Here is a 19518-nt window from a genome sequence, read left to right as displayed (position 1 = left end):
ATGACTTGAATATGACAATTAGATGAAAGGCCAGCATGGGCTGTTAGCGATGAGTCGTGGTGCCCTCAATCGCGAGCAGGCGGAGCGCCGCCTGCTCGCGATGATGACAGTGCAAACGATGTAAGGAATCGGGCTTAGCGCCCCTTCCTCCACAGATACCCACCCACGACGATCCCCACGCCGCAGATGATTGCCACGTAGTAGGCCGGCCCCATCGGGCTCTCCTTGAGCAGCAAGGTGACGACCATCGGCGTCAGGCCGCCGAAGATGGCGTACGCCAGGTTGTAGGAGAACGACAGGCCGCTGAAGCGCACCACGGCCGGGAAAGCCTTGACCATGACGTAGGGCACGGCGCCGATGGTGCCAACCAGCAGGCCGGTCAGGGAGTACATCGGGAACAGCCAGTCCGGGTGATTGAACAGGCTGTGATAGAAGGTCCACGAACTGAGCAGCAGCAAGCCGCTGCCGAACACAAACACCCGGCCCGCACCGAAGCGGTCAGCCAGGGCACCGGACGCCACGCAACCCAGGCTCAGGAACACGATCGCCAGGCTGTTGGCCTGCAACGCGGTGGTGGCCGAGAAGTGGTAGACGGTTTGCAGCACGGTCGGGGTCATCAGGATGACCACGATGATCCCGGCCGACAGCAGCCAGGTCAGCAGCATCGAGATGGCGATGGCCCCACGATGGTCGCGCAGGACCGCACGCAGCGGCACTTCTTCGGCCAGGGCCTTGCGCAGTTGCAACTCGGCGAACACCGGGGTTTCGTGCAGCCAGCGGCGCAGGTAGACCGAGAACAGGCCAAACACGCCACCCAGCAGGAACGGGATCCGCCAGGCGTAATCAGCCACCTGCTCGGGGGTGTAGAGGCTGTTGATCGCCGTGGCCACCAGCGAGCCCAGGAGGATGCCAGCCGTCAGGCCTGACGTCAGCGTGCCGCAGGCATAGCCGATGTGTCGCGCCGGCACGTGCTCGGAAACGAATACCCAGGCCCCCGGCACTTCCCCGCCAATGGCGGCGCCCTGGATCACCCGCATCAGCAACAGCAGGATCGGTGCCCACATGCCAATCTGCGCGTAGGTCGGCAGCAGGCCCATGATCAACGTCGGCACCGCCATCATGAAAATGCTCAGGGTGAACATCTTCTTGCGACCCAAAAGGTCACCGAAGTGGGCCATGACAATACCGCCCAGTGGCCGTGCCAGGTAACCGGCGGCAAAGATCCCGAAGGTCTGCATCAGGCGTAGCCACTCGGGCATGTCCGCCGGGAAGAACAGCTTGCCGACCACCGTGGCGAAAAACACAAAGATGATGAAGTCGTAGAACTCCAGCGCACCGCCCAGGGCAGAAAGCGACAGGGTCTTGTAGTCGTTGCGGGTCAAGGGACGTGCAGGCTGCGCGGGTGACGCTATGCTCGATGGCGCTGTGGTCATGGCAAGGGCTTCTCTTATAGTCGGATCTGCAACCCCAACAACGCTGGCTGGGGCTTGGGCAGGTTCGGCACGATAGCAAATTGTTCGAAAAAGCACAGGGATGCGCGTAATTGACAGCCAAAATGAGAACCGGATGGTCGTCGCGCGGTCTACCGCTCGATATACTCGCAGCCTGCAACACGCTGCAAGGGTTGCTGTGCGAAGACGCTGCTGGTGCGACCAGTCGATTTCGCAGAGTTTCCCTTTAGCACGCCTTATGGAAAACGCGACGAACGTAGTATGTTCGGGCTGAATCGTTTTTCTGAAGACGGCTATTCACCTGAAGTACCAATGAGAGTCACGGGTTAGAGGCACCCCCGGCATGATAGAACTCGAACAAGACGATCCGATCCCGCAAGGCGACCTGGCCCTGCAAATCACCGCGCTTCCTCGCGAGACCAACGGCTTTGGCGATATTTTCGGCGGCTGGCTGGTGTCCCAGATGGACTTGGCCGGCACGGCAATGGCCAGCAAGATCGCCGGCGGGCGCGTCGCCACCGTGGCCATCGATCGCATGGCTTTCCTGGTACCGGTCGCCGTCGGCGCACAGCTCTCGTTCTACACCCAGGCCCAGGAAATCGGTCGTACGTCGATCAAGATGCTGGTCGAGGTCTGGAGCGACGATCCGCTGTCCAGCGAGTGGCGCAAAGTGACGGAAGCGGCGTTCGTGTTTGTTGCCATCGACGGCAGCGGTCGTACCCGCTCGGTCCCCCCACGAGCCTGTTGAATCCCCCTGTTGCCGATCGAGAGCTGTCCCATGAACACCCCCACTGTTGAAGCGGTAAAACTGGATCAACTGAACTGCTGGCGGATTCGCCACGGCCAGGCCGAATTGCTGGTCGCCCAGCAAGGCGCGCATATCCTCAGCTATCAACTGGCCGGGCAGCCGCCCCTGATCTGGCTCAACGACGAGGCGGTGTTCCAGACCGGCAAGAGCATCCGCGCCGGGGTGCCCGTGTGCTGGCCGTGGTTCGGCAACCTCGAGCGCAACCCACCGAGCGTGCAGGCCATGCGTGTCAGCGATCAACCCGCTGCCGCCCACGGCCTGGTGCGGGCGCTGGACTGGACACTGGAAGGCATCGAAACCGAGGGCGACAGCCTGAACGTGGTGTTTACCCTGCCTGTGCCGGAAAACGGCCTGCCCGGTTGGCCGCATCAGGTCGACCTGAAGCTGAGCATTCGCCTGGATGAGCACCTGCAGATCGATCTGACCAGCCACAACCGAGGCACCGACAGCGTCACCATCAGCCAGGCGCTGCACAGCTACTTCGCGGTCAGCGACGTACGCAACGTGCATGTGGAAGGCGTAGACGGGCTGGAGTACATCGAAACCCTGGACAACTGGAACACCGCCACCCAACGCGGTGATCTGCGGTTCAGTGGGGAAACCGACCGGATTTACCTCAATACCCCGGAAAAACTGAGCATTGTCGACCCGGCCTGGGAGCGACGTATCGAATTGACCGCCCGGGGTTCACGCACGGCGGTGATCTGGAATCCCTGGATCAACCGCGCGGCGGCGTTCAGCGACATGGCCGACGATGGCTGGCAGCGCATGCTGTGCATCGAGACGGCCAATGTGATGGGTGACGTGGTCACTCTGGCGCCGGGTAGCAGCCACACCCTGGGCGTGAGCATCGCGAGCCACGCGGTTTAGCTCAAAAGATCGCGCCTACAGGTCGGACTCTTGCACCACCCGCACCTGCGCGGCATCCAGCGCGTAGGCGGCATCGGCCAGGTCGTTGTTGACCGCCTCGATCTTCAACGTGCCGCTGACCCACAAGGGCGTGTAGATATCATCCAGCTTCAGGCCCTTGGGGTAGCGCACCAGCACCAGTTGATTGGGCGGCGGTGGCGGCACGTGGATGCAGGCGCCCGGGTACGGCACCAGGAAGAACAGCGTGCTGCGGCCCTTGCCATCGGTTTCCAGCGGCACCGGGTAACCGCCCATGCGCACCTGCTTGTGGTTCATCGCCGCCACGGTCTTGGTCGAGTACATCACCGCCGGCAAGCCCTTGCTCTGCTTCAAGCCACCCTTATCGGTAAAGGTGCCATTGGCTTCCGGAGAGTTGTGGTCGATTTCCGGCATGGCTTCCAGCGCCTTCTGGTCCGACTTGGGCATCAGCTCGAGCCAGTCGGTTTCCGGCAGGTCGCCAGCATGGGCCAGGCCAGTGCCCAGCAATACAAGAGTCAGCAGAAGACGGCGCATGAAAGTGCTCGGCAAAGAAGGGAAGACAGGTCGCCGGGCATTCTAGCCCGCTGCGCGTGAACCGCGCAGCGGGCTTGATCGTCTGAATCAGTTCTTTTTGACCAGACCGTAGACCACCAGCAGCACCACCGCGCCCACCAGGGCACCGAGGAAGCCCGCGCCTTGGCCGGCCTGGTAGATGCCCAGTGCCTGGCCACCGTAGGTCGCGGCCAGCGAGCCGGCGATACCGAGCAGGATGGTCATGATCCATCCCATGCTGTCATCACCCGGTTTCAGGAAACGAGCCAGCAGGCCCACGATCAATCCGATGAAGATGGTTCCGATAATTCCCATGGCGCTTCCCTCTGAGTGAATTAGCTATGCCAAAGCCTAGACAGACTTTGGCATCCTGCCATCAGAGAACACGGGGCCCCGAAGGTTCCCAGCGCGCCACGGGTTTATTGCTCGGCGATCAGCGCCTGGACCTTGAGGATCTGCTGCTCGAGCGTGGCCTTGTCGGCGCAGCGCAGGTTGGCGTGACCGACCTTGCGCCCGGCCTTGAACGCCTTGCCATAGTGATGCAGATGGCAATCGTCGATGGCGATGACCTTCTCCACCGGCGGTACCACACCGATGAAGTTGAGCATGGCGCTTTCGCCAACTTTGGCCGTCGAACCCAGCGGCAGGCCGGCAACGGCGCGCAGGTGGTTTTCGAACTGGCTGCACTCGGCGCCTTCGGTGGTCCAGTGCCCGGAGTTGTGGACCCGCGGGGCGATTTCGTTGGCCTTGAGGCCACCGTCGACTTCAAAGAACTCGAACGCCATCACGCCGACGTAGTCCAGTTGCTTGAGCACACGGCTCGAGTAGTCCTCGGCCAGGGCTTGCAACGGGTGCTCGGTGCTGGCCACGGACAACTTGAGAATGCCGCTGTCGTGGGTGTTGTGCACCAGTGGGTAGAATTTCGTCTCGCCATCACGGGCCCGCACGGCAATCAGCGACACTTCGCCGGTGAACGGTACAAAACCTTCCAGCAGGCAGGCCACGCTGCCCAGCTCAGCGAAAGTACCCACCACGTCTTGCGCGGTGCGCAGGACTTTCTGGCCCTTGCCGTCATACCCCAGGGTGCGGGTTTTCAACACGGCGGGCAGGCCGATGGCAGCTACCGCAGCGTCCAGGTCAGCTTGCGACTGGATGTCGGCGAACGCCGGGGTCGGAATCCCCAGGTCCTTGAACATGCTTTTTTCGAACCAGCGATCACGCGCGATGCGCAGCGCTTCGGCGCTCGGGTAGACCGGGACGAACTGCGACAGGAAGGCCACGGTTTCAGCCGGGACGCTTTCGAACTCGAAGGTCACCAGGTCGACTTCGTCGGCCAGTTGACGCAAGTGATCCTGATCGCCGTAATCGGCCCGCAGATGCTCACCCAGCGCGGCGGCACAGGCATCCGGTGCCGGATCCAGGAAAGCGAAGTTCATGCCCAGCGGAGTCCCCGCCAGGGCTAGCATGCGGCCCAGTTGGCCGCCACCGATTACACCGATCTTCATCGTCAACAACCTCAGGCGATGCGTGGGTCTGGATTTTCCAGGACGCTGTCTGTCTGCTCAGCACGGAAGGTTTTGAGCACCGCGTGGAACTGCGGGTGCTTGGCGCCAAGGATACTCGCCGACAGCAGGGCGGCGTTGATCGCACCCGCTTTGCCGATGGCCAGGGTGGCGACCGGAATGCCTGCAGGCATTTGCACTATAGAGAGCAGCGAATCGACACCCGAGAGCATCGACGACTGCACCGGAACGCCCAGTACCGGCAGGTGGGTCTTGGCCGCACACATACCTGGCAGGTGCGCCGCGCCACCGGCGCCGGCGATGATCACCTCGATGCCACGCGCCTCGGCCTCTTCAGCGTACTGGAACAGCAGGTCCGGGGTACGGTGGGCAGAGACCACTTTCACCTCGTAAGGGATGCCGAGCTTTTCCAGCATATCGGCGGTGTGGCTAAGGGTGGACCAATCGGACTTGGAGCCCATGATCACGCCAACCAGTGCACTCATCGTCGCGCCTCTTCTCTCTGGGCGCCCGCAGGCGCGTCAAAAAACAACAAGCCACGCAGGATGCGTGGCTTGATTGTACGAATTTTGGCCAGACAAGCCGGCCGAAGGCCGCGCAGTATACCGCAATAAGGCAGATAAACAGCCCCTCTCACGACCATCTGACAGATGACTGAAATCGGCGTGATTATTGACTCCAAGGTCAATCGCCAGCTTGACCCGACAATCCACTTCTAGCCCCACTTGAAACCCATGGGCCAAGTCCTGCAAGAGCAATCAACACGCCAAAACATACCGACGATTAACACTCACACTTTCCTGCCACGCCAACACCGCGCAACAACTTAGCGTTAACTAATTACCGCGCCGCGTTATAGCCAATGCTATAGCTTAAATAACAGCACCCCACCACAACGTGTTACTTGCGCCGCGCGCGAGCCAACTTTACTGGATTATAAACATGCGAAAACTATCGACAGCTCTATACGCAATTATTTGCACCCTGACGATCAACTTAAACAGCCTCGCAATGACCGAAACAGACACGCAAAACCAGGAGGATGGCGCCACCTTGACAATATTTGCGATCTACCACGACGACGTGCCAGCCGCAAAAAAAAGTACTATCCACTCGGATTACATAGAGCCTTTTACCAAAGAGCTTGAAAGTATAACCGGGCGAAAAATCCGCGTGATCGTTGATCAAGACAAACCACCATATAGCAACTTCGACTACCGAAAAAGCAACACCAGCGAGACTATCCTTGAGTGGCTGACATTATCCAATCGTTATAAACAGGAAAGAGATGAAAACAATGAGTCCCTCTATTCCTACAATGATCGAGTGATCTTGATCACCAATAACCTGCTGGCTGGAAGTTCGCTGCTCGGAGGGACAGCCGGCATCGCCTTTGCAGGGACTCCGGCCGCTATCGCATCACTGGGCTCAAAACGGACCCTAGGTCATGAACTGGGTCACACCTTCAATGCCATCCACGCAGATGGCGAAATCAAGTACAACGGCTGGTGGTGCGAAACGTTCATGTACACGCCGCGTCTTCCCTTGCGAGCGGATTGCAACGTGTTCAGCCAAAGCAACCGACAACGCATCAAGACCTATGTCGACAGCCTGTTTGACGGACTCAACGTGCATGAGATTCCAGAGGAAGATATCACCATCCTGGACTGAGCATTGGCAGGGGAATGCCAACCGTCACAGCGATAAAGACCAGAAGAGTGAAAGCCGCACTGGCTTTCACTCTCTATCCGGCGTCAGAAGCCGGCCTCAGGCGGTCGAGCTCGCCGCCCCACCTTCAAGCTTGCGCCACAACAACCGCACGTTGGCTTTGCGCACCAACGCACAGCGGTACAGGCGAATTTCCAGCGGCACATGCCATTGCGGACCGCCGCAAACCACCAGTTCGCCGCGTGCCAGTTCCGCGCGCACACTGAGCTGCGGCACCCAGGCAATGCCCAACCCCTCCAGGGCCATGCTCTTCAAACTATCGGCCATGGCGGTTTCGTAGATGGTCGTGAAGCGCAACGCGCGCTGGCGCAGCAGCATGTTTACCGACCGTCCGAGAAAGGCCCCAGTGCTGTAGGCCAGTAGCGGCACGCTGGTTTCGCCTTCGAGATCGAACAGCGGTTGGCCCTCGGCATCGGCCGCGCACACCGGGAGCATCTCGGTGTGGCCCAGGTGCAGCGAAGGAAAGATCTCCGGGTCCATTTGCATGGCGGCATCCGGGTCGTAGAACGCCAGCATCAGGTCACAACCGCCCTCGCGCAGCGCATGCACCGCGTCGCCGACGTTGGTCGCCACCAGGCGCGTGGCGATGTTCAGGCCTTCGTTGCGCAATTGCGCGATCCAGCGCGGGAAGAACCCCAGGGCCAGGGAGTGCGCGGCCGCCACCTGCATGACCTCGCCCTGGCCGCCTTCAAGGTGGTGCAAATGCCGCAGCACTTCGCCCAACTGCTCGACCACGGTGCGTGCGGTCACCAGAAACAACTGGCCGGCCGCCGTCAGCTCGATCGGCGTGCGCGAGCGATTGACCAGTTGCAGGCCCAGCGCGGCCTCCAGGCTGCGGATTCGCCGGCTGAACGCCGGCTGGGTGACGAAGCGTCGCTCAGCCGCCTGGGAGAAACTGCGGGTGGCAGCCAGGGCACTAAAGTCCTCCAGCCATTTGCTTTCCAGATTCATCAGGTCCTCCCGGACACGCACCATTTTAGGTCACACGCTCGCCGCTCGGGCGGCGTCACATCGGCATTATGCCGAATACGCATAGGCCAGTGTTTAACAGCATTGGCCCAAAATTCTCCACAAGCCTAGCATTCACAGCGTTCCGGCACAGACCGGGTCCATATCGAGATGATTTCTATCATGTCCTCCGCTGCATCTTTCCGCACCGAAAAAGACCTGCTTGGCGTACTCGAAGTACCGGCTCAAGCGTACTACGGCATCCAGACCCTGCGAGCGGTGAACAACTTCCGTCTCTCCGGCGTTCCGATTTCGCATTACCCGAAGCTGGTTGTGGGTCTGGCAATGGTCAAGCAGGCCGCTGCTGACGCCAACCGCGAGCTGGGTCACCTCAGCGAAGCCAAGCACGCTGCCATCAGCGAAGCCTGTGCCCGCCTGATCCGCGGCGATTTCCACGAAGAATTCGTGGTGGACATGATTCAAGGCGGCGCTGGCACTTCGACCAACATGAATGCCAACGAAGTGATCGCCAACATCGCGCTGGAGGCCATGGGCCACCAGAAAGGCGAGTACCAGTACCTGCACCCCAACAACGACGTGAACATGGCGCAGTCGACCAACGACGCTTACCCAACGGCCATCCGCCTGGGTCTGCTGTTGGGTCACGACGCCCTGCTCGCCAGCCTCGACAGCCTGATCCAGTCGTTCGCCGCCAAAGGTGAAGAATTCGGTCACGTCCTGAAGATGGGTCGTACCCAGCTGCAAGACGCCGTGCCGATGACCCTTGGCCAGGAATTCCGTGCCTTCGCCACCACCCTGGGTGAAGACCTGGCACGCCTGAAGACTCTGGCTCCGGAGCTGCTGACCGAAGTCAACCTGGGCGGCACCGCGATCGGTACCGGCATCAACGCCGACCCGCGCTACCAGCACCTGGCCGTTGAGCGCCTGGCCCTGATCAGCGGTCAACCGCTGGTACCGGCTGCCGACCTGATCGAAGCCACCTCCGACATGGGCGCCTTCGTGCTGTTCTCCGGCATGCTCAAGCGCACCGCGGTCAAGCTGTCGAAGATCTGCAACGACCTGCGCCTGCTGTCCAGCGGCCCACGCACCGGCATCAACGAAATCAACCTGCCAGCGCGTCAGCCAGGCAGCTCGATCATGCCAGGCAAGGTCAACCCGGTTATTCCGGAAGCCGTCAACCAGGTGGCGTTCCAGATCATCGGCAACGACCTGGCCCTGACCATCGCGGCCGAGGGCGGCCAACTGCAACTGAACGTGATGGAACCGTTGATCGCCTTCAAGATCTTCGACTCGATCCGCCTGCTGCAACGCGCCATGGACATGCTGCGCGAGCACTGCATCGTCGGCATCACCGCCAACGAAGCCCGCTGCCGCGAACTGGTCGAGCACTCGATCGGCCTGGTCACCGCGCTGAACCCGTACATCGGCTATGAAAACGCCACCCGTATCGCCCGTATCGCGCTGGAAAGCGGCCGCGGCGTACTGGAACTGGTGCGCGAAGAAGGCTTACTCGACGAAGAAATGCTCGCCGACATCCTGCGCCCGGAAAACATGATTGCCCCGCGTCTGGTGCCTCTGAAGGCCTGATGCTGTAACACCGCTCACCAGGTCGAGGGACTAGACACCTCTCACCTTTTGAGGGCCTGGAGATCATTCTCCAGGCCCTTTTTTTTACCGGTGAAAACCTCCGTGTGGAATTGGGGCTGAATCCTTTAATCACGTTTTGCAGACGTGTGCGCCATGGATAGGTATAGTGCCGCCCCTCTTCGCAGGAGCGGTCGTCGGTAGCGAGACCCAACCCATGCGAAACCCGAACTAATAACAAACCCGCGATATGAAGCCGGGACAAACACCGCTTGGCCTGTAGTGCTGCGCACAAACAGGTGTAACGGAATGTGTCCGACTGGCCAGCATTTGCCTACACAAAAAACAGCGAGGAACACTCCATGCTCGAAGTCATCAACGACTTCCTCTCAGGGAAAGTACTGATCGTGCTCATTGTCGGGCTCGGTGGTTACTTCACGATCCGCTCGCGTTTCGTTCAATTGCGTCACTTTTTCCACATGTTCGCGGTGTTCCGCGACAGCCTCAAAAGCAGCGCTGGCCAGCTCAGCTCGTTCCAGGCCCTGATGCTCAGCCTCGCCGGCCGTGTCGGTGCAGGTAATATCGCCGGGGTCGGCATTGCCGTGACCCTCGGCGGCCCGGGCGCGGTGTTCTGGATGTGGGTGACCGCGCTGGTCGGCATGTCCAGCAGCTTCTTCGAATGCTCCCTCGGCCAGCTCTACAAGCGCTGCGACTCTGAAGGCCAGTACCGTGGCGGTCCGTCCTACTACATCCAGCACGGCCTGCAGAAACGCTGGCTGGGGATGATCATGGCGTTCCTGCTGCTGATCACCTTCGGCTTCGCTTTCAACGGCCTGCAAGCCCACGCCGTGACTCACTCGCTGAACAACGCCTTCGGCCTCGACACCACCTACACCGGCCTCGGCCTGGCGGTGCTGCTGGGCCTGGTGTTCGTCGGCGGGATCAAACGCATCGCGGTCATCGCCGACCTGCTGGTGCCGGTCAAGACCCTGGCCTACATCGCAGTGACCCTCTACGTGATCGTGCTGCAGTTCGACCAGGTGCCGGGCATGCTGATGACCATCGTCAAGAGCGCCTTCGGCCTGGACCAGGCCTTCGGCGGCCTGGTGGGCAGTGCCATCATCATGGGCGCGAAACGTGGGGTATTTGCCAACGAAGCCGGCCTGGGCAGCGCGCCCAACGTCGCCGCCGTGGCGTCGGTCGAACACCCGGTCGCCCAAGGCGTGGTCCAGGCGTTCAGCGTGTTCCTCGACACCTTCATCATCTGCACCTGCACCGCGCTGCTGATCCTGCTGTCGGGTTTCTACACCCCAGGTTTCGAAGGTGACGGCATCGCCCTGACCCAGAACTCCCTGGCCGCGGTTGTCGGCGAGTGGGGCCGGGTATTCATCTCCGTGGCACTGGCGTTGTTCGTGTTCACCTCGATCCTCTACAACTACTACCTGGGCGAGAACAACCTGCGCTACCTGATCGGCGACAACCGCAAGGCCCTGATCGGCTATCGCGCCCTGGTGCTGGCCCTGATCTTCTGGGGTGCCATCGAGAACCTCGGCACCGTGTTTGCGTTCGCCGACATCACCATGACCATGCTCGCGTTCGTCAACCTGATCGCGCTGTTCCTGCTGTTCAAGGTCGGGATGCGCATCCTGCGCGACTACGATGACCAGCGCGCCGCCGGCATCAAGACCCCGGTGTTCGACTCCAGCAAGTTCCCCGACCTGGACCTGGACCTCAAGGCCTGGCCCGCCAACCCGCCCGCCGCGCCCCAGGCTCAGGCAGAGCTGAAAGGCGTGACCGCAGCGCAACGCTGATCGGTATAAACGACGGGCGCATCCCCTGCGCCCGTCAGTTAAAGTGCTCCCACCTGTCACCTCTTGCGGAGACCTGCACATGATTGCCAATACCTACCCCGCCGCCCAACACGTCATGGTGCTCTACACCGGTGGCACCATTGGCATGCAAGCCAGTGCCCACGGTCTGGCTCCGGCCTCCGGCTTTGAAACGCGGATGCGCGACTACCTGCACAGCCAGCCCGAACTGGTGGTGCCGCAGTGGCGGTTTCGTGAAATGGCGCCGCTGATCGACAGCGCCAACATGACCCCGGACTACTGGCAGCGCCTGCGTGAAGCCGTGGTCGAGGCGGTCGAGATCGACGGCTGTGACAGCGTGCTGATCCTGCACGGTACCGACACCCTGGCGTACAGCGCAGCGGCCATGAGTTTCCAACTGCTGGGCCTGCACGCCCGCGTGGTGTTCACCGGTTCCATGCTGCCGGCCGGCGTGACCGACAGCGATGCCTGGGAAAACCTCAGCGGCGCCCTGGTCGCCCTCGGCCAAGGGCTGGCACCGGGCGTACATCTGTACTTCCACGGCGAACTGCTGGACCCGACCCACTGCGCGAAAGTGCGCAGCTTCGGTCGGCATCCGTTCAAACGCCTGGAGCGTCAGGGTGGCGGCGAAAAGGCCGGTGGCATCCCTACACCGCTGAACTATAACCAGCCCAGACAACTGGCGAAGGTCGCGGTATTGCCCTTGTTCCCGGGCATCGATGCCCAGATCCTGGATGGCCTGCTCGCCAGTGGTATCCAGGGGTTGGTGCTGGAGTGCTACGGCAGTGGCACCGGGCCAAGCGATAACCCGCAGTTTCTTGCCAGCCTGGAACGGGCCCGGGACAAAGGCGTAGTGGTAGTGGCCGTCACGCAGTGCCATGAAGGGGGTGTCGAGCTGGACGTGTACGAAGCCGGGAGTCGGCTGCGAGGCGCCGGCGTGCTTTCGGGTGGCGGCATGACCCGCGAGGCGGCATTCGGCAAGCTGCATGGGCTGCTGGGAGCCGGGCTGGAACCCGCTGAAGTCCGGCGGTTGGTCGAGCTCGACCTGTGTGGCGAACTCAACTGACACACCGCCCACCCCCAGAGCTGTCTTGCCAGCGATAGCGGTGTTGCCTGACACAGCGCTTTCGCCGGCAAGCCAGCGCCTACGGCGTTCGTCGCCAGGCACATAACTTGCTGCCTATTCCAGTACCCCATCGCTGGAATTACCCATGCTGCACTCCCACCTCACCACGCTCAATGCTGTCTCCCTGGTGCTCAACGCGTTCAAGGCCCAAGGCCCGTCCAGCGAAGCACTGCTGGCCGGCAGCGGCATCAGCATCGCGGACCTGAGCCGGGCAGATACGCGCATCACCACCACCCAAGAGATGCAGGTCTGTGCCAATGCCGTCGCGTTCAAGCGTGATATCGGCCTGGAACTGGGCCGGCGAATGCACGTTTCCTGCTACGGCATCCTCGGTTACGCCCTGCTCACCAGTGCCACCTTCGGTGACGCATTGCGCCTGGCCATTCGCTACCCGGCGCTACTGGGAACACTGTTCGAGCTGAGCCTGGAGGAGGATGGCGAGCGCGTCTGGTTCGTCGCGGCCGATTACCGCGAAAGCCCGACCATGGCGGTGTTCAATGCCGAGTTTTGCCTGGTCTCGTTGAAAGTCATCTGTGATGACCTGCTGGGCCATTCGTTGCCGCTGCGCGGGGCGCGCTTCGAGCATCCAGCGCCCGACTATGAAGCCAGCTACGCCGAGCACTTCGACTGCCCTCTGCATTTTGGCGCGCGCAACACGGCCTTTGCCTTCGACAGACACTGGCTGGAGCAGCCACTGCCGCTGGCCGATGTCATCACCCACCGGGCCATGGCCGAACGCTGCCGCAAGCAGAACCTGGAATTCACCGGACGCCAGGCGTGGCTGGGGCGCATCCGGCAATTACTCAGCGCCCAATTGAACGCCGCGCCAGGGCTTGAAGGCCTGGCCGGGCAGATGAATTGCTCGGCGCGCACCCTGCGCCGCCACCTCAAGGACCTGGGCTGCAGTTATCAGGAACTGCTCGACGAATTGCGCTTCGAGCAGGCCAAGCAAATGCTCTGCGAAAACCAACTGCCGATCTACCGCATCGCCGAGGCATTGGGCTTCAGCGAAACCGCCAGCTTCCGCCATGCGTTCGTGCGCTGGAGCGGGGTCGCGCCGAGTCAGTTCCGCCCCTGAGGACTGTCGTGAGCGATCGGCCGCCACACTGCCAAGGGGCGAATTTCGGTCATCTTTTTTGGCCGTATCAATCCCCTTTTGGCCTTTCCTGTCGTTCTCTGAAACCCTGCGTGCCGCAAGACTGTGTTCAATCGAATCAGCCCTGCGGAGAACAACAACATGCTGACCATCTACTCGGACGATCACCACCTGCACCACGGCCGTTGCGAACTGATCGACGGGCAACTCAAGCCCTGCTTCGAGATGCCGTCACGCGCCGACCACGTGCTGGCACGGGTGCAACAGCAGAACCTGGGGCCGGTCGAGACGCCCAAGGACTTCGGCCTTGAGCCGATCGCGCGCATCCACAGCCGCGACTACCTGGACTTCTTCAAGGGCGCCTGGGCGCGCTGGACCGAGTTCAACACCGACGGCGATCTGCTGCCCTACACCTGGCCCGCCCGCACCCTGCGTGCAATCAAGCCCACCAGCCTGCACGGCCAGCTCGGTTACTACAGCTTCGACGGCGGCGCTCCGATCACCGCCGGCACCTGGCAAGCGGCCTATAGCGCTGCACAGGTCGCCCTGACCGCACAGGCAGCCATCCAGGCCGGTGCCCACAGCGCCTTCGCCCTGTGCCGACCACCGGGACACCACGCCGCGGGCGACTTGATGGGCGGTTACTGCTACCTCAACAACGCCGCCATCGCCGCCCAGGCGTTCCTCGACCAAGGCCACAAAAAGGTCGCGATCCTCGACGTTGATTACCACCACGGCAATGGCACCCAATCGATTTTCTACGCGCGCAGCGACGTGCTATTCACCTCGATCCACGGCCACCCTGAAGCCGAGTTTCCTTTCTTTCTCGGCTACGACGATGAACGGGGCGAAGGCGCGGGTGAAGGGTTCAACTTCAACTACCCCTTGGCGGCCGGTAGCGGCTGGGACACCTGGAACGCGGCGCTGGAACAGGCCTGCAAAGAGATCGAAGGCTACGGCGCCGACATTGTCGTCGTGTCCCTGGGTGTCGACACCTTCAAGGATGACCCGATCTCGCAGTTCAAGCTCGACAGCCCGGACTACCTGGCCATGGGCAAACGTATCGCCAAGCTCGGCGTGCCGACCCTGTTCGTCATGGAGGGCGGTTACGCGGTCGAAGAAATCGGCATCAACGCCGTGAACGTTCTGCAAGGTTTTGAAAGCGCTTGAAGCGCAAGTAATCCAATAAGAGGGTTCAAAGCCGACTGGCTCTTGCCGGTACCAGACCTGCGCTCGCGCAGGTCTTTTTTTGCCCGCGATACTTCTTTACCGCCTATGCCGCCCTGCCCGTCACTACCTTGCAATGGATCGCGCACCCACCCCTCCAGGGTGCCTGCTGCCCCCACAAGGACGTGACCATGACTGAAGCTTCCACCCCCCCTTCTGTACCCGACCTTCCACCCGATCAAGATGCCCTGCTCACCCAATTGGTGGCCGGCCCCTCGATCCGGGAAGTCGCCACCCACGCCCTGCAACCCGCCTTGAAAACCCTGTACCCGCAACTGTCTATCGACCCTCAACTGGCGATGGTGGTCACACCGACCTGGACCTCGCACGATCATGCCGTCGTCCCCGGTCCGCGACATTTCGAATCGCTGACCGATGCCCTGGTACGCCACGGCGTAGCGGGTTCGCCGGTGGTCTACCTCGATGGCGAGCACTACCTCACCCTGCATCCTCTGGAGCAGACGCCCGCTCAACTGCCCGTGCGCATTGACGCCATCGGGCAGATGCTGAACGAGTTGGTGCCGCTGCTGTTTGTCGCGTTTCAAGAACAGCAGGTCGATTACTGGAACCAGTTCACCAGTGCCTCGGCACCGCGCTGGAAAGAATTGTCCAAATCCCTGCGCGGGTTCTGGAACACCCATACCCACCCAAAATGGAGCAACGATCTGTGTGCGATGGCCCGCAACCTGTTCGCCTACCCGGAAAAGACTACCCGCGCGCTTCACGACCGTTATCGGTCGCGTGCGTGCCTGATCGACCTGGACTATCTGGATGAGGGGGTTGCCAACCACCTCAACATTCTCGACATGGCGGTACTCATTGGAACGCTGGGCAACCGCACTTTAATTCTCAGTCACAGCATCACCAGTGGGTTCCAGGCATACGACTCCCTGGAGGAACTAGGCGAGTCCTTGCAGGCATACGTCGATGAGTCGACACCGGGCAATGCCCTGCAATGGCGATTGATAGAGCCCGAAGGCAATTACTTCGACCATCTGGCGTGCAACCTGATTGCCCTGCAGGCCGATTCGATTGGCGCGCTGGCGAACAATCGCCAAACCCCGAATCCTGACCTGGCCCCCCACATCAGCCGTACGCAAAACGAACTCGACCCGACGGACAAACAGGCACCTTCGCGATTCAATCGGGTCGAGCAAGCACTGCCGGACTGGATGGCCCACGCCTCATCCCGAGACCTCAGTGCTTACAGCCGTCACCTGTTGGACCTGGTAACCGTACAGGAGCAAAACGCCGGACAGTCCTTTCAGGACGGTATCAAGCCAATCCGCGAGTTCGCCCTGGAAAAGCTGCGCGATGCCATGCTCACAGAACATGCCGATGCCGCAGGACTGAACCTGGCAGACATCGAAATCGTGGTCGACAGCGTGGTGGTCTGGGGCAGCTTTACGCCGCTGGCGGAGCCTGAGCGCACCACCCTGAGCCTGGTCGACCTGGCGCTGCAGAATCTGATTGCGTTGCCGTTGGGCAACAAGTCCGTGCGCAGCGCCAGCGCCAAGGCACTGCCCGACTGGATGACGGTGAGTTACCTGGAGGCGCTGATCGTCAGTGTCGACATCGGCAAGACCTACCCGGCCCTGATCAAAAGCAAACTGCTCGACGATCCGCTGGACAGCTTGCGGCGCCAGAACCTGTTCACCAGCCACCTTCGCGTCGAGCTGCCGCTGCAGGCCTTGCAACAGAAGATACGCGCGCAGGCCGGTATCGATGAGCTGGGTTACCGCTACGTCGCCGCCGTGGTTCAGGTACTCGACGCCAATCGCTGGGTCGATGGCCAGGAGATCGTCATTCGCCCACTGGCTTTCACACCCGGTTGGCGCATTGGAAACTCGACCGACGAAGTGGCCAACATGTTCGTGATCGGGCCTCGGCAGATGGATAAGGGGCCATGCCTGCTGTACCGCCCCATGCGCGAGCGGCCCCTGAGCCAGCACCCGACGCCGGCCAACCTGATTTATGCCATCAAGCATTCCCCGACACTGCGCCGAGACGTACTCGCCTGGCTGCCGGACGCGGCGCGCGCCAATTACACCAACTACGTGTTCACCGGAGACCGGCCTTCGGTCTGGACCCTTTCACAACTCCTGGCCGACCCTCTGACCCCCTTGCAGATGGGTGGCACGTTGGCCCTGGGTTCTCGGGTCCTGGCCGGCGATTACCTGGCCACGCTGTTCAAGGCCAACGTCAACGCGCTGGTAGAACTGGCACAACGACAATCGGTGTCCAACGCGCAGAATCGCTGGGACAGCTTCAAGCGTGCTGCCTGGTTGATGCTCAACGCAGCGTTGCCCTTTCTTGGCCGAACGGTCGGGACAGCCGCCTGGATCTGGCAAGTGCTCGATGACGTCCAACAAACCGTCGATGCCGCGGATACCGGCAACAGCGCACAACAGAAAACCGCCCTGACCGATCTGTTGCTGACCCTGGCCATGGTCCTCGCCCACCACGCCAGCACACGCAAACCGACGGCCCGCCGAATCGAAGAAAAGACGCCCGCAACCCGAGCAACCGAGGCCCAGGAAAAACCGGCAACCGCCCGCATGAGCCTTGTTCAACAGCCTGATGTCATCGGCGAACATCCTGCACAACACCGCACATCCGTAGCCACCGACGCCGCCCTGAACCTGAGCAAAGCCCTGGATCGCTTCGCAATCACCCGGCCCGATCACCTCACCGGACCTGTCGCTGAAAACACGGTTCATCGCGGGCTCTACCGTCACGGGAACCAGCACTACGTACCTGTGGGTGAACGCTGGTTCAAAGTGGCCGTCAAGGACACGGGCGACGTCGAGATTATCGACACTCGACAGTCCCCTGTGCGCAGCGGTCCCGGGTTGATCCGCAATGCCCGCGGCGAGTGGTTCATCGATACCCGCTTGCGCCTGCGGGGTGGCGGTTTATCGAGTCGGCGCCAGGCGCTGAAACAGAAAAACCGAGCGCGCGTCACCGAACTCAAAAAGCAACTGGCCGAATTTGATAACGAGCGGGAACGGGCGAGCACCGAGCTCAAGGACGCTCACAACGCCATGAAGCCGCTCAGCGGTGATGCACGCCTGGCAGCGCAAACGCAGTTTCTTGAGACGCTCGAGCGTCGGACCCAGGAGTACACCACACCCATCGAACAGCTGAAATCGCTGAACCTGCTCGACACGGTGCCCAACTACCGAGCGGCCATGGTCGAAATGCTCGGCACCCAGCTGTTCTTCAACCAGACATGGCTCGATCAGCGCAGTCCCGTCTTCGCCCAGACCCTGTCGCAAACCCTGGCGTTGCTTGAGGCCGAAGAAACGACAGCGGGGGCTGCCGAGCGCGCAACCTACCGGAAAATGATCGACCTGAGCGAGGAGATGATCGGCAAAATCGAGTTTGCTCACGCGCGTTTCCAGGAGTTGAGTCGACTGGGCCGTAACGCTGCGCAGGTCATCAGCACCTATCAGGCAAAATTGCCCAGGTTCAGCCTTAACGATCTCAAGGCGCTTCAGGTCTCACTGGCCCGCGAGGTCTGCCTCAAAGCACCCACCAACGCTGCGCTGATCGACGCTCAACACTCATTCGAACGCCTGCTCGACACCACCAATCTGGTGATCCAGACCTCGCAGGAGTTGATGCTGGAGGAAACGGCCTGGGTGGCGGGCGAGCGCACGGAGGGCCTCAGCGGGATGTTGGAGCAGTTCGCCGCCGTCGACCAGGCACTCGAAGACTTCGCCCTCGACCACAAGGACGCGGTGCTGGAGCAACCCTTCAAACACCTGCGGATGCGGGTCAGCGAGTTCCAGCAGGCCACCGAGGGTTACCTGGCGCAGTTGCTCCGTGAGCAACTGCCACTGGAGCCCCGGCCCGGCCCTTCAAGACCGGCGCCCGTGTCGCGCAAACGGGTGATCAAGACCCGCTTTCGCGGCACGGTCGTGGGCGAACTCCGCCCCTCGGCACCGGGACAACCGATATTGCTGGATGTGAAAGCGCCCATGACCGGCGACGTGATTGCCACCTTTCACGAAAAAACACCCGGGGTCTGGGTTGAGCGAGTACAGCCCAGGCGTCGTCGCCCGACCGTACAACTACCCGATCTCCCGGCGCAGATCGCCCAAGGCCGGACACTGCTTGATGGCGTGGAAAGCTTCATTCGGCAAACCGAAGCGAGCGCGAAAAAACCGGGACGCATCCCCGTAGAAATCGAGGAACTGTTCCAACGCAAAGCCGACCTGCTCGACGAGGCTGCCAGGAATCTGGAGCAGGCCCGGATCAACGCCAACAGCACCGGCAAGCCGGCGTCCGAAATCGCGGAACTCAACGCGGCACGCGATCGACTGAACGCCGAGGGTTACCGGATACGGGTCGAGATGATCAAACAGCAACCCCCCACAGCCGCCCGTATCGAATGGCTACTCGCCAAGAATGAAATCGACATTGTGTCGGGGGGGCAACGACGCCGGCTCAAAGGCCCGCGTCGGGATTACTTGCAGGAGTATGAGATTCGCGAGCGCCGCGGCGGGCAAACCCTGTGGTACGCGCACTTCCACTACCCCAGCCAGGACGCGCCGCTCAATGCGTTCACCGCCGCCCACCTGAAACTGCGCGATCAGCGATTTCTGGCCGGTGCATTGGACGTGCGCACGGCCAGCAGCGCCCAGATGATCGCCATCTATCGCAGCGAGATCAGCCCCCACCTGGCGCACTCACTGTTCTTTTCGTAAGTCCCGGACGTCAAAAAGGAAAATG

The 19518-nt window shown here is 61.6% G+C and carries 15 protein-coding genes; 9 read left to right on the top strand and 6 right to left on the bottom strand.

The genetic code is table 11. The features are described 5' to 3' along the window. Nucleotides 1-134 precede the first annotated feature (134 nt). Nucleotides 135-1433, bottom strand: coding sequence for an MFS transporter (locus tag H7995_RS12110; protein ID WP_166589315.1), 1299 nt, complete (start codon nucleotides 1431-1433; stop codon nucleotides 135-137). A gap of 361 nt (nucleotides 1434-1794) precedes the next feature. Between H7995_RS12110 and H7995_RS12105 the strand changes: the two genes are divergently transcribed. Together H7995_RS12105 and H7995_RS12100 are read left to right on the top strand one after the other, a co-directional pair. Continuing rightward, nucleotides 1795-2199: an acyl-CoA thioesterase gene (locus H7995_RS12105; RefSeq protein WP_095164936.1), complete on the top strand. Its 405-nt coding sequence runs from the start codon at nucleotides 1795-1797 to the stop codon at nucleotides 2197-2199. 30 nt (nucleotides 2200-2229) lie between these two features. Beyond that, nucleotides 2230-3129, top strand: coding sequence for a D-hexose-6-phosphate mutarotase (locus tag H7995_RS12100; protein WP_182342874.1), 900 nt, complete (start codon nucleotides 2230-2232; stop codon nucleotides 3127-3129). A gap of 15 nt (nucleotides 3130-3144) precedes the next feature. Here the strand turns inward: H7995_RS12100 and H7995_RS12095 are convergent, their stop codons facing one another. From H7995_RS12095 to purE, 4 genes are all read right to left on the bottom strand, one after another. Beyond that, nucleotides 3145-3681: a DUF3299 domain-containing protein gene (locus H7995_RS12095; protein WP_182342876.1), complete on the bottom strand. Its 537-nt coding sequence runs from the start codon at nucleotides 3679-3681 to the stop codon at nucleotides 3145-3147. 87 nt (nucleotides 3682-3768) lie between these two features. Then, nucleotides 3769-4014 carry a GlsB/YeaQ/YmgE family stress response membrane protein gene (locus tag H7995_RS12090; protein WP_166589318.1) on the bottom strand — a complete coding sequence of 82 codons (246 nt, stop codon included), beginning with the start codon at nucleotides 4012-4014 and terminating at the stop codon, nucleotides 3769-3771. 104 nt (nucleotides 4015-4118) lie between these two features. Then, complete coding sequence (locus tag H7995_RS12085) at nucleotides 4119-5204, bottom strand: 5-(carboxyamino)imidazole ribonucleotide synthase (protein ID WP_182342877.1); 1086 nt, start codon at nucleotides 5202-5204, stop codon at nucleotides 4119-4121. Nucleotides 5205-5215: 11 nt separating this feature from the next. Continuing rightward, nucleotides 5216-5707 (bottom strand): 5-(carboxyamino)imidazole ribonucleotide mutase, encoded by a 492-nt coding sequence (gene purE / locus H7995_RS12080; protein ID WP_017341565.1) that lies wholly within the window; start codon nucleotides 5705-5707, stop codon nucleotides 5216-5218. 457 nt (nucleotides 5708-6164) lie between these two features. Here purE and H7995_RS12075 point away from each other — a divergent pair, with 457 nt between their 5' ends. After that, a complete protein-coding gene (locus tag H7995_RS12075; RefSeq protein WP_185818428.1) occupies nucleotides 6165-6893 on the top strand; it encodes a zinc metalloprotease in 729 nt (242 codons plus the stop codon). Between the two features lie 96 nt (nucleotides 6894-6989). On the opposite strand, the gene H7995_RS12070 is transcribed toward H7995_RS12075, so the two are convergent. Beyond that, the gene (locus H7995_RS12070; protein WP_166589321.1) at nucleotides 6990-7901 is read right to left on the bottom strand and encodes a LysR substrate-binding domain-containing protein; all 912 of its coding nucleotides are present in this window, start codon (nucleotides 7899-7901) and stop codon (nucleotides 6990-6992) included. Between the two features lie 180 nt (nucleotides 7902-8081). On the opposite strand from H7995_RS12070, the gene aspA reads away from it, so the two are divergent. From aspA to H7995_RS12040, 6 genes are all read left to right on the top strand, one after another. Then, complete coding sequence (gene aspA / locus H7995_RS12065) at nucleotides 8082-9506, top strand: aspartate ammonia-lyase (protein ID WP_095164950.1); 1425 nt, start codon at nucleotides 8082-8084, stop codon at nucleotides 9504-9506. Nucleotides 9507-9865: 359 nt separating this feature from the next. Further along, entirely contained in the window at nucleotides 9866-11314 is a 1449-nt protein-coding gene (locus H7995_RS12060) for an alanine/glycine:cation symporter family protein (RefSeq protein ID WP_185818427.1), read from the top strand. A 79-nt stretch (nucleotides 11315-11393) separates the two neighbouring features. After that, a complete protein-coding gene (locus H7995_RS12055; RefSeq protein WP_166589323.1) occupies nucleotides 11394-12398 on the top strand; it encodes an asparaginase in 1005 nt (334 codons plus the stop codon). A 145-nt stretch (nucleotides 12399-12543) separates the two neighbouring features. After that, nucleotides 12544-13536: an AraC family transcriptional regulator gene (locus tag H7995_RS12050; RefSeq protein WP_185818426.1), complete on the top strand. Its 993-nt coding sequence runs from the start codon at nucleotides 12544-12546 to the stop codon at nucleotides 13534-13536. Nucleotides 13537-13695: 159 nt separating this feature from the next. Continuing rightward, nucleotides 13696-14724, top strand: coding sequence for a histone deacetylase family protein (locus tag H7995_RS12045; RefSeq protein WP_185818425.1), 1029 nt, complete (start codon nucleotides 13696-13698; stop codon nucleotides 14722-14724). Between the two features lie 188 nt (nucleotides 14725-14912). After that, nucleotides 14913-19493 (top strand): hypothetical protein, encoded by a 4581-nt coding sequence (locus H7995_RS12040; RefSeq protein WP_185818424.1) that lies wholly within the window; start codon nucleotides 14913-14915, stop codon nucleotides 19491-19493. Nucleotides 19494-19518: the final 25 nt, after the last annotated feature.

This window comes from Pseudomonas kielensis (genome assembly GCF_014236655.1).
Lineage (GTDB): Bacteria > Pseudomonadota > Gammaproteobacteria > Pseudomonadales > Pseudomonadaceae > Aquipseudomonas > Aquipseudomonas kielensis.
The sequence above is the reverse complement of the archived record's forward strand: the minus strand, read 5'-3'. Positions and strand labels throughout refer to the sequence as shown.

Bases quoted from the DNA above. Each gene is read 5' to 3' on its own strand.
- aspA (WP_095164950.1), top strand. From the start codon at position 8,082: ATGTCCTCCGCTGCATCTTTCCGCACCGAAAAAGACCTGCTTGGCGTA.
- H7995_RS12050 (WP_185818426.1), top strand. From the start codon at position 12,544: ATGCTGCACTCCCACCTCACCACGCTCAATGCTGTCTCCCTGGTGCTC.
- H7995_RS12055 (WP_166589323.1), top strand. From the start codon at position 11,394: ATGATTGCCAATACCTACCCCGCCGCCCAACACGTCATGGTGCTCTAC.
- H7995_RS12105 (WP_095164936.1), top strand. From the start codon at position 1,795: ATGATAGAACTCGAACAAGACGATCCGATCCCGCAAGGCGACCTGGCC.
- H7995_RS12060 (WP_185818427.1), top strand. From the start codon at position 9,866: ATGCTCGAAGTCATCAACGACTTCCTCTCAGGGAAAGTACTGATCGTG.
- H7995_RS12070 (WP_166589321.1), bottom strand. From the start codon at position 7,901: ATGAATCTGGAAAGCAAATGGCTGGAGGACTTTAGTGCCCTGGCTGCC.
- H7995_RS12095 (WP_182342876.1), bottom strand. From the start codon at position 3,681: ATGCGCCGTCTTCTGCTGACTCTTGTATTGCTGGGCACTGGCCTGGCC.
- H7995_RS12090 (WP_166589318.1), bottom strand. From the start codon at position 4,014: ATGGGAATTATCGGAACCATCTTCATCGGATTGATCGTGGGCCTGCTG.
- H7995_RS12085 (WP_182342877.1), bottom strand. From the start codon at position 5,204: ATGAAGATCGGTGTAATCGGTGGCGGCCAACTGGGCCGCATGCTAGCC.
- H7995_RS12110 (WP_166589315.1), bottom strand. From the start codon at position 1,433: ATGACCACAGCGCCATCGAGCATAGCGTCACCCGCGCAGCCTGCACGT.
- H7995_RS12075 (WP_185818428.1), top strand. From the start codon at position 6,165: ATGCGAAAACTATCGACAGCTCTATACGCAATTATTTGCACCCTGACG.
- H7995_RS12045 (WP_185818425.1), top strand. From the start codon at position 13,696: ATGCTGACCATCTACTCGGACGATCACCACCTGCACCACGGCCGTTGC.
- H7995_RS12040 (WP_185818424.1), top strand. From the start codon at position 14,913: ATGACTGAAGCTTCCACCCCCCCTTCTGTACCCGACCTTCCACCCGAT.
- H7995_RS12100 (WP_182342874.1), top strand. From the start codon at position 2,230: ATGAACACCCCCACTGTTGAAGCGGTAAAACTGGATCAACTGAACTGC.
- purE (WP_017341565.1), bottom strand. From the start codon at position 5,707: ATGAGTGCACTGGTTGGCGTGATCATGGGCTCCAAGTCCGATTGGTCC.